The organism is Photobacterium lutimaris (assembly GCF_003025555.1).
GTDB classification, from domain to species: Bacteria; Pseudomonadota; Gammaproteobacteria; order Enterobacterales; family Vibrionaceae; genus Photobacterium; species Photobacterium lutimaris.
The window spans coordinates 421,599-434,303 of the sequence record NZ_PYMH01000001.1; the positions used below are offsets into that span (position 1 = coordinate 421,599).

The following is a 12,705-nucleotide window of genomic DNA, read 5'->3' on the forward strand; positions in this document are numbered from 1 at the left end:
TGAGTGCGGGAAGCCCGCACTCCGTTATAAATCGTGTTTAGGCTATTACTGAGCGGCCAATTTCTTAACTTTGGCTAGATCGCCATCTACCGCTTGTGTGAGTCTCTTACCATAGTCTGCGTCTGCACGGTAAGTGAAACTAAGGATGGTGTGCTTAACGCCACTGTCTTTCACCGCGCCTAGATCCGCAGCGAAGTTCGCGATCAGGTTGCGTTTTTCTTGTTCGCTGAAGCTCCGATATAGTTCACCGGCTTGGGCAAAATTCATTTGCTTGTCAATACTGGCTTGCTGGACCTGACCTGATAACGTTGCATTACTGTGGCGAGCCTTAGTATCTTCAGCAACCTGGCTATGACGGCTTGGTTGATAGTTGATTTCACCATGGGTATTACCGTGATTTGCGACGCCATCTTGGTTGTAGTTGGTTACCTGCTGCTTTGGCTGGTTAATCGGTAATTGCTGATGGTTAGCTCCCAATCGGTACATTTGGGTATCAGCATAAGAGAATACGCGGCCCTGTAGTAATCGGTCTTCCGATGGTTCGATACCCGTGATCAGGTTTGCTGGGGCCATAGCAACTTGCTCGGTTTCTTGGAAGAAATTATCTGGATTACGGTTCAATGTCATGGTGCCAACTTTGGTTTCGGCAACATCTAGCCACATTTTGGTGGCATCTAACGGGTTGTAGTCGAAATCGTTTAGCTTATCGCTCTCAATTACTTTGATATAGAGATCCCACTGCGGGTAGTTGCCCTGTTCAATATTGTCATGGAGATCACGGGTCATGTGCTGGAAGTCGTTCGACTGGACGTCGGCTACCTGCTGACTGCTTAGATTCTTGATCCCTTGTTGACTCTTCCATTGGAATTTTACGTAGCGGATTTCACCTTCGGCATTGATCATCTTATAGGCGTGTACACCAAAACCATCCATCTCTCGATAGCTTGCTGGGGTACCGTAATCACTGAAGACCCAAGTTAGCATGTGAGTGGCTCCCGCTTCATGCGAGAAGAAATCAAAGAACCGGTTAGGATCTTGAATATTATTTACGGGTGATGGTTTCAGTGAATGAACCATGTCTGGGAATTTAATGGCATCTCGAATAAAAAATACAGGAAGGTTGTTACCCACCAGATCCCAGTTGCCTTCATCCGTATAGAATTTTGTTGCAAAACCGCGAGGATCACGAAGTGTCTCCGGACTGCCTTTACCATGGATCACGGATGAGAATCGAACGAAAACAGGCGTTTCTTTGCCGCTAAACGCAAACGGGGCAGCAGCGGTGATCTCACTGAAATCTGTGCTGGCAACAAATATGCCGTGTGCGCCAGCCCCTCTGGCATGAACGACGCGCTCAGGGATTCGCTCACGGGCGAATCGCTGAAGTTTTTGTATTAGCTGTACGTCTTGCAATAGCACGCTGCCATTGCTACCTGCGGTAACAGAGTTTTGGTTATCCCCAACGTTAGCACCATTGTCACGGGTGAGAGTCTGAGCGCTAACATTCAATGTTGTTGCCAAGCCTAGTGCAATAGCGAGTGCTTTTTGCTTAAGTTGCATTTTTATCATTACCTTGTGTTGTAAAGTGAGGGCAAATATACGAATCACCGGGCATGAAATAAAATTGATACTTCCTATCTCTTTAATAGTTATTACTTATTGATTTAATAAAAGAGTTTATTTGGTGTGCTAACCGACCACATTATTGTAATTACGGTTGAATAGTGCGCTTTTGTTGGTTGAATTCATTTTTTGTATCGTTTGTTGTTTCCTAGTGTAAACAGATTGTTTCCTGGTTGGCGGTGTCGGTGAGTAAGTGCAAACGATAAAATGCAATGCAACCGATTACGTCGGTGATAGATACCAAGCAACGCGAAGTCACTTGGGTATAAAAATAACGAGTTAGTCAGTCAGATAGAAGAAGATAAAAACATGAAATTGGAAGCAGTAGATTATAACGCGCCCGATGCCGCCGAGCGTTTTGTTGAGTCACTTCGACATACTGGTTTTGGCGTTTTGAAAAACCACCCTATCCAGCAGCAGCTTGTTCAGTCGATTTACGACAACTGGCACGGTTTTTTTAACACGGAAGAGAAAGAAAACTTCCGCTTTAATGTTGATACTCAAGATGGTTTTTTCCCTTCAGAAGTCTCTGAAGTCGCCAAGGGTCATAGCAAAAAAGACATCAAAGAGTATTTTCACTACTACCCGTGGGGTCAGTGCCCTGATGCACTAAAAGCTGAGCTTCAGCGTTATTACGAGGAAGCAAACAAGCTTGCGAGCCAGTTGCTAGGTTGGGTAGAAGAACACTCTCCTACTAACGTTTCAGAACTATACTCTCAGCCACTGTCATCAATGATTGATGGTAGCGATAAGACGTTGCTACGCGTGCTTCACTACCCGCCATTAAAAGGTGATGAAGAGCTAGGTGCTATTCGTGCTGGAGCGCATGAAGATATCAACCTTCTGACTGTACTGCCTGCTGCGAATGAGCCGGGCCTTCAGGTGCTGACCAAAGACGGTGACTGGCTGGATGTGCCATGTGATTTTGGCAATTTGATCATCAACATCGGTGATATGCTGCAAGAAGCCTCTGACGGTTACTTCCCATCAACGACCCACCGCGTGATCAATCCTGAAGGAGCGGACAAGACCAAAGCGCGTATTTCACTGCCGTTATTTCTTCACCCTAAACCTGACGTTGTATTGTCAGAGCGCCACACGGCCAACAGTTATCTGATGGAGCGCCTACGCGAACTGGGTGTGATTTAAACCCCGTTGAATGAAAAACCAGCCGGCGGGCTGGTTTTTGACTTTAATCAATTGAGTAAAAATCAGTGCTAATCTTGGCACATCCTTTCTCAATCATCTTCTAAACTTATCATAGCCACAGAATCTGCTAGCAAGTCTAATCATAAAACAGGTGGATTTATGAAATTTTTTTCATTATTACTTGGTACAATATTGACTGTCACGCTGACAGGGTGTGAACCTCCAGAACGCGGAAATACAGCAGCATTTACCTTGCCGCCGGGTAACGCGGCGCATGGTGAAGAGTTATTCCAGCATTATCAATGCTTAAGCTGTCACACGATGGAAGGGTACGAACGCCCTGAAGTGTTGGACGAATCGGATGTGAGTGTGGAGCTTGGTGGTAAGGTACCGAGGCTTAAAAAATATCAAGAGCTGGTTGTATCTGTTATTAACCCTTCCCACCGAATTGCACAAGGGTATGATCCTGGCGAAGTTGTACGCTCAGGCGAGTCCATCATGCCAAGTTACAATGATGTGATGACAGTGACTGATTTGGTCGATCTTATTACCTTCCTTGAAGGTAAATATGAACTTGAACCTTACGAATACACTCAATATGAAGGTTTTTATCATTGATCTAGCCGCCTGCCCGTTTTAACCGAATGGGGGAGGGGGGTAAATAGCCAACCGAGAGGTTGGCTATTTTATTGAGTAAACAAAACCGCACTGACGCTACCGTTGCTCGTGGCAATTAAACCTGACTAACGCTTTCATACTGAAAAGCAGGCAGTCCGTAACCCCGTAACGCATCAATGTAACAGTTGATACGTGTTTGCCCGGTAGGATAACACTCTGGTGATAATCCATCGTTAACGGCAAGATGATCAAAAGCAATGTGGGAGCGTTGGATTTCGCGTTCGGTTTTTTTCTGGCTGTGCTGAATTGTCTCGAACAGTATTTGCGAGCGGTGGACGTGAATTGATGCGCTGACCAACGTTGTATGCTGGATTTGGTTACGTTGCAAAATCGCCAAGCTGTGTTGGGCATTCTCTATGGTATTGGCAGCCATGTCCTCTTTGATCATTCTGTTGGCCATGACGCCATTATCTACAAGCCATGTTTTCATCTGATCGGCTTCAGTTATACCAGCGGTCTCAACGCCACCAGTGACAATGATTAAGCTGTTTGGTGATTGGGTAGCAAGCTTGAGGGTTTGTTCCAGCCTTAGTGCTAATGGTTTGGCAATAGACCCGTCGCTATTTAGCTTGTAGCCAAGAGCCACAATGGCATGTTGTGTATTTTTCGCCGGTTCGAAGTTTATGGGCCGTTGTCGATAGCAAATAGGGGTATTCAGATTGCGTTCGATTATGGCAATAACGTCTGCTAAGGCTTGTGCGCGTAAAGGGGTAAGATGAGAGAGTTGGTCAATATGCTTAGCGACGTGCTGTTGATTTCCTTGATGGTGATGCCAGAGAGTTAGGTAGCTGTGTAGCGTGATCTGCTGCTGGAGACTCGCACTTACTAGTGCTTGGTTATATCCGTCTATCGCCTTGTCGATGTCGCCTTGAAAGCTAGTAACGTTAGCCATGGTCATGAGGATATCGGTTTTGTTATCGTATGTTGCCGAGCGTAATGCGTTTGACAGGTAGTGCTTTACAGCATCAAGGTTAGAGACGGTTTTACCGTTTAAACTAAAGTTGTGACGATGGTGGCTGTTGTAGGCGTCCAGTGCCAGTTTGATATCGTCCATGCTTCTTTCTACCATTTTTGAATTCTTTCACGTATTGATTATCGTATCCTTCATCAACAAGAATGCAAGGTGCCGCTTATGTGAAAATCACAGAAAAACAAAATGTTGATTGTGTTTGAGCTTTACCGTCAGACTAACGGCTGGGTAGTTGAAGTGATGTATGGGCGGTCAAGGTACATAACAGAAAGCCGCGAGGAATTACCCTCACGGCTTTTTTATTCTCGTTGGTTTGCAACGATTACTTAATGCATTTGAGCATGTAGCTGATGATAGGATCGCTGGTATCTTTCATGGCTAATGCTTTTGGCATATAAGCCGGTTTTTTGAGGATCTCGCGAGTGATCAACTCATCAAGCAGAGGCTTGAATTCAAAACCGGTTTTACCAATAAACAACGATGTCAGATCTTCACTGGCATAGGCATGCAATGCATCTTTCAACCCTTTCAGGTAGAGGTAGTCTTTGGTGAAGCCTCCTCCACGGTATGCACGCGCGGTAATGGTGAAAGCCTGATCGTTACTGATCCCGTAGTCATGCTTTAGCACATGGAAGGTCTCGTTGAAGCTTTCACCCTTGACCATCATATCGACAGCGACCACTCGCAATGCCAGCGTTTTCAAACGATGCAGCGGAAAGCTACCTGATAAATGCTCACATAAAATCGCCAAACCTTCTTGGGTATGGGTGTTACCCGGTAAACCCAATTTAAGCACCTTCAACGGCTGCATATCAGCGTTGGCGCTAGTCACCAAGTGAACCCCTAATTCATGGTGGATAAGCGCATCAAGGTCCTTACGGTTGAATTTTGCCGTTTGGTTTACCTTGATTGTCCGGCCACTCACCATTGCACGGGCGATCAGCTGTTTAGAGCCTGCAATTTTACACTTCACCCCATACTCATCGGCGGCTTGCTTAAAAGCCTGAATCGCTTCTTGGGCTGAAATGGTTTCCTCTTCTGGCTCGCTGTATTCACAGGCATGCAAGAAAAAGTTCGCATTGGCGATATCGTTCTGATCCGGCTGGCCATAGTAGCGTAGCGAGTTGTATAGAAACTCATCACTACCAATGCTGGTCAGCAAGTCGATACGAACGGCCAGTTGATCAATCACCTTGCGGTACATCGCCTGGATATCCGCATCGCGAATATCTTCCACCGGTAAACGGTACAGCTGTTCGCGGAACTTGAACGGATCCAAATCCAGCTGTCGATAAGTAAAGTTCAACTGGTAGTCATAAGGACGGTGCAAGAACCGGCGTTTTTCCTGTTTGATATTAAGCGGATTGATATAACTAAGTGTATTCACTCCCCTTGCAATCGAAAACAGTTGGCGATCGAGCTTGAGTACTTCTCGTGGCAGTTTAGATGCCAACACGTTACTGCCAGTAAGCTTCTTGACTTTTGTACGGCGCAAAATGGTTTCTGCGGCGTGCTCAGTCAGTACGTTTTTCATCTCAGCGCGTAGCTTATCGATGACCAACGGGAAGCTTTCACCGCGAGCCTCATCCATGAAGACTTTCTTCACTTCCAGCGGCATGATCAGCGTATTGGTGAAATTGGTTTTCACAAAGCTGGCTTGATACCCCATACCTTGGAAAACATCATTCACTTCGGCAGTGATCTCAACGTTCGGTAGCTCGATGTTGCGAAGCTTACCGACCAAGCTATCAATTTCTTTGCGCCAGCGACGCGTGTTGACCTGCTTTGTGCCGAGGTTGAACACAGGGACATCACGGTCAATTCGCTGATAGTTGTACGAATGAACGTCATACAACAGGCAAAGGCCGAACTGGCTTTCCAGCGTGTCAATCAGGCACGCTAGGATACGGTAATAACTGTTGTGTTTTGCCAGCGAAACCGCACGCTCTTCATCGGTGAGCGCCGTTTGCCAAACCGGTTTGCCCCATGCTTCATCATAGATGCAGTTTTCAGGTGCACGGTTCAAGTCGTATTCGTAGCGCGAGTCTTCACCTTGAAGAACGATAGGCAATGAGGAAATGAAATCACCGGTGAAGGGATCTTCCTCGAAGTAGCGTTCTTCTTCTGTGAGCAAACAGTTTGGCATCAGGTCGCCGCGCAGGCGGTGACCATGATGGATAGCTGTGGCGATATATGGCTGATATTCGCTGATACGAATAGTCAAGCTTCCATCGTTAAGCTGGGCTTCAAACGGCGCTAACTGCTGGATCCTTTCCAGTATTTCCGCTTCAGAAAGTTGTAGCATCGGCAATCACCTGACGAAATTCATTTTTACGCGTAATGCTAACTTCCTTTGCCTTCACAACGGTTTCGGCAAAATCAATCACTTGAACTTGCAACTTGGTACGGTTCAAGCGGTTGATACGGGTGATACCACCAGGGCTTAACACGTTGACTTCAACCAGTTTGCCGTTGATAACATCCAAACCCACAAAGTAAAGGCCATCGCGAACCAGTTTCGGGCCAATGTGCTTACAAAGACGCAGCTCCTGCTTGGTCAATGCATGCTTCACTTCTTTACCGCCGGCATGAATGTTAGATCGTACATCACCTTTGGCTGGCACACGGCGCATTGCACCGATAGGCTCACCGTTTAACATCATGATGCGTACATCACCTTCTTCTGCACCTTCGATGTAGTCTTGAAGAATGACGTAATTCTTGTCATCACCGATGTAGAAGTCCAAGAGTGACTTCACGCTCGACTTGGCACTTTTCTCAACCAAGATGACCCCTTTACCACCGTAGCCATTTAGCGGCTTCATGATCATGCGGTCGTTCGGGGTTTCTTCCAGTACGCGCTCTAAGTATTCACGGTTTTTCGATACATGGGTGACCGGGATGAACTCATTGTTCGGATCCGGCAGCGATGTTGTGTACAGCTTGTTATTTGCCACACGCAATCCATCGATATCATTCATGATAAAGGTATGATCACGAACCGAGTCGAGGAAGTTCAATGCCATGGTGTCCAGCGGCGGGTTAGCGCGCATGAAAATGACATCGAATCCGGCCAATGGTAGTTGGACCTTGCGAAATTCTGCTTTACGGTAAAAGCTAGGGATATTGCTAGATACCTCAGTCTGTTTAAGCACTTGGCAGAATGCGATAGCCGTGCTGTGTCGCATAGTCAGATTATTCGGTGTTGTAATGGCTACCGTGTGACCGCGTGTGGCAGCCTCGTGGATCAGACGTAGTGTCGAGTCATTTTCTGGCTCAACTTTGTCCCACGGATACATAACAAAACAAATTTTCATAGCAGTCGCCTAATTACTGTCAACGTTGACAGAGGTAAAAAGAAGTAAGCCATCGCACGGAGGGTGGATGGCTTATTCGTAATGGTAAATAGTGAGAGTAAAGATGCTTTACTCTGTTTAGATATCGATATCAGTTTCGACATCATCATCATCAAAGTCGTGAGTGTGCTGCTTTCTTTGCGAAACACACAGTGTGTAACTACGTACTTTGTTTGTGGTCTTGTTCACGTATTTAGACCAGCACTTGGCGTAGCTGGTTTGAATCTCTCTACTGCCGCTGATATCGGCAAGAAATTCCTGTTCATTAACCGTTTCCGGAATCAATGAACCATCAGCGAGGCCACGCATAGTGCGACCAAAATTTTCTAGAATTTGAGCTTCGCCAATGGTGAAAACACCTGAGCGGTTGAAACCTCGTGGGAAATTTTTATCGTCGTAAAATTTGCCTACACTTCTCATTGAATATGCTTCCAAACGTGATTTGCGCAGATATTCTTTCAGCTTGCAGATCTTGTAAATCAAAATTTTTTAGTCGTAACGATTAAAATTTTTGATTAAGCTGAAAGGGTATGAAGATGTATTATGATCCCTTTAACCCTTAATCTTCGTCGTCGAGGACGCTAGTGGACACAGAACTACTTAGAACCTTTCTTGAAGTGACCAAAACGCGCCATTTTGGCCGTGCTGCAGACAACTTGTTTTTAACCCAGTCTGCGGTGAGCTTTCGTATACGCCAACTCGAAACCCAACTGGGGAATGACTTGTTTTCTCGCCAACGCGGTAACGTACACCTGACTGCCGCGGGTGAGCGACTTCAGCCTTATGCTGAGGCCATTTTGCAAACCTGGGGACGGGCTAGGCAGGATGTGGCACTGACTGAGACGCTGAATCAGCAAGTAACGGTTGGGGCTTCATCACTGTTCTGGGAGTTCGACGGAATTTCAGATTGGGTCAGCCGAATCTACCAGCATGTCGATGGGCTTGCGTTGCGCTTGGAATCGATACCCCGCCAAAGCCTTGCAAAGCAACTGTTGGATAATAGCATTGACGTGGCGATTACCTCTGAGCCACCAAAGATTGAAAACCTACAGGTGACCAAGGTTCGCGAATATCAGTTGCAGCTAGTCACCAAAGACAAAGATTGCACCATGGAAAAGGTGAAATCGCTCCCGCTGGTATATCTTGATTGGGGAACGCGTTTTTCGGTTGAACATAGTCGGATTGTCGAATTACAGAAGACGCCAATCATGCATACCCATTCCAGCAAGATGGCCATGGAGTTTTTGATCAACAATAAGGGGGTGGGTTTCTTACCTTCTCCTGTTGTGGCAGCCAGTGTGCAGGAAGGTTTACTGTTTCCTGTGGCAGATGCGCCAGTGATGGAACAGTCACTGTATCTGGTATGGCGTGAAGATACAGAAAAAGCCGAGATGCTGGAGTCAATGCTGGCGGTGCCGTTCAATCAAGTTATTGAAAGTGTCTAGCGGGAAAACGAAAAGATCAGACCATAAATAGATTTTATCGTGTCCAGTAAAATTACTTGTTGTACATAAATTGTGGTGATCTCCTATTCTCTCGATATCTCCTCTAAGTTGGAGGAGATAGCGATACGAGAATATAGATGTATATCACAAATGGCATTATGGGGTTGATGACCTTGATACTATTTGTCGCCGGTCCGATGGTATTTAGTATTTTTGTCATGATCCAAAGTTACACTTCAATAAGGTTTGGTAGTGATATTTTGCTGTTGGCATGTGTCGTTGCCAGCGTTCAATCAATCTGTATTTGTTACTTACTCTGGAATGGTTTCAGGAAACAAGCATGGCTAAGTTAGATCAAAAATTCTCTAAAGGGTCTAAGTCAAAAAATAAGTTCGATTTTGAAGGTGATTTTCAAGATTTCGACCAATCATCAAAGAAGAAAAAGCGCCGTATCGCGCGCCAGCGTGACGCTTATCCGGAGTATGACGACAGCTATTGATTCAATGATTTGATGTAATGAGAAAGGGCGCTATTTAGCGCCCTTTGTGGTTTTTAGCGTTCGTGGTTTACGCTTAAAGGCAGAAGAATATCTGTCAAGAGGCTAGCACAATGTCTAAAAACCCAATGTCGATGGAAAATGTACAAAAGCTGGTTGGCGAGCAAGTCAAAGTGTTTGATCAGCATGGTCACGAGGCTGAATTTACGGTTAGTAACGTTACGCAGCAGCCTCGGCACGGTTTTGATGATCTCGGTCGGTTCATCGAACATTTCGTTATCACCTTTCAAGGCGATGGTAGTACCCATTTTCCCGATGGCCACTATCACTTTAAACACCCGAAGTTGGGCGAAGTCGAATTGCATGTCATACACAAACATGATCATGATTATGAAGTGCTGGTGGAAACGGAGTTGGTCATAGGCCAGTCTAGTTGACGTATCTTGATCAATATTTCTTGTTGCAAATCATGTATACTGCTCCAAGTTTGAATGTAGGTACTGCAAAACAAGAGTGAAATGATGCTAGACAATATTTCTATTCCAGAAGATATCGAACAAGAGCCTGAATTGGCTATCCCTTCGATTGAAGAGCAAAAGCGCATTGTTGAAGAGCTAAAGCGCTTAGAAGAAGCGGGTGAGCTGACACCTGAAGTGCTTGAAGAGTTCATGACCGGTAAGCGTACCGTGTCTAAAAGCGAATAATATTGAAAACCAAGTGACTTCGTCGCTGGGTTAGCTAACGTTAAGAAATAGCATCATGAGATGATTCATGGTGCTTTTTTTTATTAATTTTCACATCACTGATTTTCTCCTTCTGACTATTTGAACAGCGTGGTGACTGACACTTTATAATTATTTTGTGGTTGTTGACGCCATAATGAAAACGCGTGTTTAACTATAACTCATTAAATTAAAATGGTTTTAATTTAATGATAATAAACAACCACTAAAATTATTTAATTTTTTTGTTATAGATCTCATGATTTTACTATACTTATTGTATGAAAAAAGAGACAGCGTTGTATTCAATGTTGTAATTGTTCATATATTTGGAGTGAAATGAATGATTGAAGAAATCCAGTTCTATGAGCCCAATGAAGATTACGGTTATTTATCTAATTTTGCTGACAGCCCTATTCAGTTGAGTGAGGTCATTTGGCCAACCAGTGAACATTATTATCAAGCTCAGAAGTTTACCGACCACTCTGTTCAACAAAAAATACTAAATGCTTCAACTCCAGACGAGGCGTTTCAATTAAGCCGTAAATATGACCATTTGGTAAAATCAGACTGGATGGATGTTCGCCATTCCGTGATGCGTTATATTGTTTTTGAAAAATTTCGCCAGAATACACATTTTACCCATTTACTGGTCAGTACGGGTGACAAACTATTGACAGAGCACTCCCATAAAGACAGCTACTGGGGAGATGGTGGTGATGGTAAAGGGCAAAATGAACTGGGTAAAATTCTTATGGAAGTGAGGGATTACTTCGCTCAGCAAGAGCCTTTCAACTACGTGCATTTTGTTGATAGTGCAAAGCTTCCTACCCAGTGGGGGACTTTCCGGATGTATGGGTTTGTTGAGCATGCAACAGGAAAAGAACATTTGGCGCTTGTTTACGGGAACTTGAATGGTGGTGAGCCAGCACTGATCCGTTTGCACTCGGAATGCTTGACTGGAGATGCTTTGTTCAGCGCTCGCTGTGATTGTGGTTTCCAGTTATCAAGGGCAATGGAAAATATTGTCAACGCTGGTCACGGCGTTCTCTTTTATTTAAGGCAAGAAGGTCGAGGAATTGGGCTAATAAATAAAATCCGTGCTTATCATCTTCAAGATAACGGTGCTGATACTGTTGAGGCCAATGAAGCACTCGGCTTTGCGGCAGACATGAGAGATTATTCTTTCTGTAAGGGAATGTTGAGCTTTTTAAATATTGAATCGGTCAAGTTAATGACAAACAACCCGAAGAAGGTTAAAGCATTGGAGAAAGCGGGGATACATATATCGAAGCGTGTTCCCTTACAAGAGGGAAATAACCCGCATAATCATGGCTACTTGAAAACTAAAGCCAGTAAGTTAGGGCATATATTCGATAATACATTTATTGAATAATGTAATTTGAAAATAAATGAGTGAAAAAGCCATCTTAAAGAAGATGGCTTTAATTTGTTGGCGCTTTTAATTCATGAATAGGTTAAAAGTATTTATCAACAATGCTATCCATTTTTCCTGTTGATTTTAATGTTTTTAGCCTCTTGTTAATAAATTTCTGTAGTTCAGGATCCATTTTTGGATCAAAGGCAAGATGTATAGGGTAGTCAGGAATAACCGCATTAAAAGGCTGCATAATATATTTGTCTTTATCTTGATCTTGTTTTTTTAAGTTGTACTTAATACGTGATTTCATTTCTACAAAAGCCGTATCGCCGGGGATTTTATTTATCACGCGAAAGGCTGCACTATAGTCTTTAACCCTGAGTTCGTCGATAGTCCCTGCTGTGATATAGGGCATAAGTTCCGGGTAGTCAAAGCCGTGCAGTAAGACCACGACTTTATCTTCTAAATCTTGCATTGTGTTGAAATTAAAGGGGCTGGCGTTGCTACTGACTAATACATGTTGAACATTGTATATGGGGAAATCAGAGAGGTTTTTGGCCTGAACGCCCCCCCAATTAGGGCTACCATAGGTAATCCAATTCGTCTCTTCCCCTGCTTCCAGTAAGGTGATCATACGGTTGAAGGGGTAGGTGTGGTACTGGATATTGTAATGACTTTGCTCGAATATGGCGTTGACAATATCGGTAACGATGCCTTTGTGATTATTGCCACTTTCAATCTGGAAAGGCTCCGCTTGTTTAGCGATGACATAATAATTGACAGTTTCAGCATTGCTTTCGGAGGTATAAACGGGGAGTACGAATGCGAAAGCTAATGACGATAATGTTTTTTTATTCATTTCTTATCCTTGCCTTAATATTCCAT

General features: G+C 44.4%; 13 protein-coding genes. 7 read left to right on the forward strand and 6 right to left on the reverse strand.

What is annotated here, in order from left to right; all coding sequences use genetic code 11:
* Positions 1-45 precede the first annotated feature (45 nt).
* On the reverse strand, positions 46-1,560 hold the full coding sequence (locus C9I99_RS01640) for a catalase (protein WP_107347099.1): 1,515 nt from the start codon (positions 1,558-1,560) through the stop codon (positions 46-48).
* 372 nt (positions 1,561-1,932) lie between these two features.
* Here C9I99_RS01640 and C9I99_RS01645 point away from each other — a divergent pair, with 372 nt between their 5' ends.
* Together C9I99_RS01645 and C9I99_RS01650 are read left to right on the forward strand one after the other, a co-directional pair.
* Complete coding sequence (locus C9I99_RS01645; RefSeq protein ID WP_107347100.1) at positions 1,933-2,772, forward strand: 2OG-Fe(II) oxygenase family protein; 840 nt, start codon at positions 1,933-1,935, stop codon at positions 2,770-2,772.
* Between the two features lie 159 nt (positions 2,773-2,931).
* Entirely contained in the window at positions 2,932-3,390 is a 459-nt protein-coding gene (locus C9I99_RS01650; protein WP_107347101.1) for a c-type cytochrome, read from the forward strand.
* 115 nt (positions 3,391-3,505) lie between these two features.
* Here the strand turns inward: C9I99_RS01650 and C9I99_RS01655 are convergent, their stop codons facing one another.
* The 4 genes from C9I99_RS01655 to C9I99_RS01670 all read right to left on the reverse strand — a co-directional run bounded on the left by C9I99_RS01655 (position 3,506) and on the right by C9I99_RS01670 (position 8,196).
* Complete coding sequence (locus C9I99_RS01655; RefSeq protein ID WP_170108141.1) at positions 3,506-4,504, reverse strand: YdcF family protein; 999 nt, start codon at positions 4,502-4,504, stop codon at positions 3,506-3,508.
* A 238-nt stretch (positions 4,505-4,742) separates the two neighbouring features.
* Positions 4,743-6,725: a flavohemoglobin expression-modulating QEGLA motif protein gene (locus tag C9I99_RS01660; protein WP_107347103.1), complete on the reverse strand. Its 1,983-nt coding sequence runs from the start codon at positions 6,723-6,725 to the stop codon at positions 4,743-4,745.
* The gene (gene gshB, locus C9I99_RS01665; protein WP_107347104.1) at positions 6,709-7,737 is read right to left on the reverse strand and encodes a glutathione synthase; all 1,029 of its coding nucleotides are present in this window, start codon (positions 7,735-7,737) and stop codon (positions 6,709-6,711) included. The genes C9I99_RS01660 and gshB overlap by 17 nt, the downstream gene beginning before the upstream one ends.
* 117 nt (positions 7,738-7,854) lie before the next feature.
* The gene (locus C9I99_RS01670; protein ID WP_107347105.1) at positions 7,855-8,196 is read right to left on the reverse strand and encodes a MaoP family protein; all 342 of its coding nucleotides are present in this window, start codon (positions 8,194-8,196) and stop codon (positions 7,855-7,857) included.
* A gap of 164 nt (positions 8,197-8,360) precedes the next feature.
* On the opposite strand from C9I99_RS01670, the gene hdfR reads away from it, so the two are divergent.
* From hdfR to ribA, 5 genes are all read left to right on the forward strand, one after another.
* Entirely contained in the window at positions 8,361-9,221 is an 861-nt protein-coding gene (gene hdfR / locus C9I99_RS01675) for an HTH-type transcriptional regulator HdfR (RefSeq protein WP_107347106.1), read from the forward strand.
* A gap of 340 nt (positions 9,222-9,561) precedes the next feature.
* A complete protein-coding gene (locus C9I99_RS27115; protein WP_166645347.1) occupies positions 9,562-9,720 on the forward strand; it encodes a hypothetical protein in 159 nt (52 codons plus the stop codon).
* 110 nt (positions 9,721-9,830) lie between these two features.
* On the forward strand, positions 9,831-10,154 hold the full coding sequence (locus C9I99_RS01680) for a DUF6916 family protein (protein ID WP_107347107.1): 324 nt from the start codon (positions 9,831-9,833) through the stop codon (positions 10,152-10,154).
* An 84-nt stretch (positions 10,155-10,238) separates the two neighbouring features.
* Positions 10,239-10,421, forward strand: coding sequence for a restriction endonuclease subunit S domain-containing protein (locus C9I99_RS01685; protein WP_107347108.1), 183 nt, complete (start codon positions 10,239-10,241; stop codon positions 10,419-10,421).
* Between the two features lie 361 nt (positions 10,422-10,782).
* Positions 10,783-11,835 carry a GTP cyclohydrolase II gene (ribA, locus tag C9I99_RS01690; RefSeq protein ID WP_107347109.1) on the forward strand — a complete coding sequence of 351 codons (1,053 nt, stop codon included), beginning with the start codon at positions 10,783-10,785 and terminating at the stop codon, positions 11,833-11,835.
* An 82-nt stretch (positions 11,836-11,917) separates the two neighbouring features.
* Here ribA and C9I99_RS01695 read toward each other — a convergent pair whose 3' ends face one another.
* Positions 11,918-12,679 (reverse strand): substrate-binding periplasmic protein, encoded by a 762-nt coding sequence (locus tag C9I99_RS01695; RefSeq protein ID WP_107347110.1) that lies wholly within the window; start codon positions 12,677-12,679, stop codon positions 11,918-11,920.
* Positions 12,680-12,705: the final 26 nt, after the last annotated feature.

Excerpts from the sequence above, each read along its gene's own strand:
- C9I99_RS01640 (WP_107347099.1), bottom strand. The coding sequence starts at position 1,560 with ATGCAACTTAAGCAAAAAGCACTCGCTATTGCACTAGGCTTGGCAACA.
- C9I99_RS01645 (WP_107347100.1), top strand. The coding sequence starts at position 1,933 with ATGAAATTGGAAGCAGTAGATTATAACGCGCCCGATGCCGCCGAGCGT.
- C9I99_RS01650 (WP_107347101.1), top strand. The coding sequence starts at position 2,932 with ATGAAATTTTTTTCATTATTACTTGGTACAATATTGACTGTCACGCTG.
- C9I99_RS01655 (WP_170108141.1), bottom strand. The coding sequence starts at position 4,504 with ATGGACGATATCAAACTGGCACTGGACGCCTACAACAGCCACCATCGT.
- C9I99_RS01660 (WP_107347103.1), bottom strand. The coding sequence starts at position 6,725 with ATGCTACAACTTTCTGAAGCGGAAATACTGGAAAGGATCCAGCAGTTA.
- gshB (WP_107347104.1), bottom strand. The coding sequence starts at position 7,737 with ATGAAAATTTGTTTTGTTATGTATCCGTGGGACAAAGTTGAGCCAGAA.
- C9I99_RS01670 (WP_107347105.1), bottom strand. The coding sequence starts at position 8,196 with ATGAGAAGTGTAGGCAAATTTTACGACGATAAAAATTTCCCACGAGGT.
- C9I99_RS27115 (WP_166645347.1), top strand. The coding sequence starts at position 9,562 with ATGGCTAAGTTAGATCAAAAATTCTCTAAAGGGTCTAAGTCAAAAAAT.
- C9I99_RS01680 (WP_107347107.1), top strand. The coding sequence starts at position 9,831 with ATGTCTAAAAACCCAATGTCGATGGAAAATGTACAAAAGCTGGTTGGC.
- C9I99_RS01685 (WP_107347108.1), top strand. The coding sequence starts at position 10,239 with ATGCTAGACAATATTTCTATTCCAGAAGATATCGAACAAGAGCCTGAA.
- ribA (WP_107347109.1), top strand. The coding sequence starts at position 10,783 with ATGATTGAAGAAATCCAGTTCTATGAGCCCAATGAAGATTACGGTTAT.
- C9I99_RS01695 (WP_107347110.1), bottom strand. The coding sequence starts at position 12,679 with ATGAATAAAAAAACATTATCGTCATTAGCTTTCGCATTCGTACTCCCC.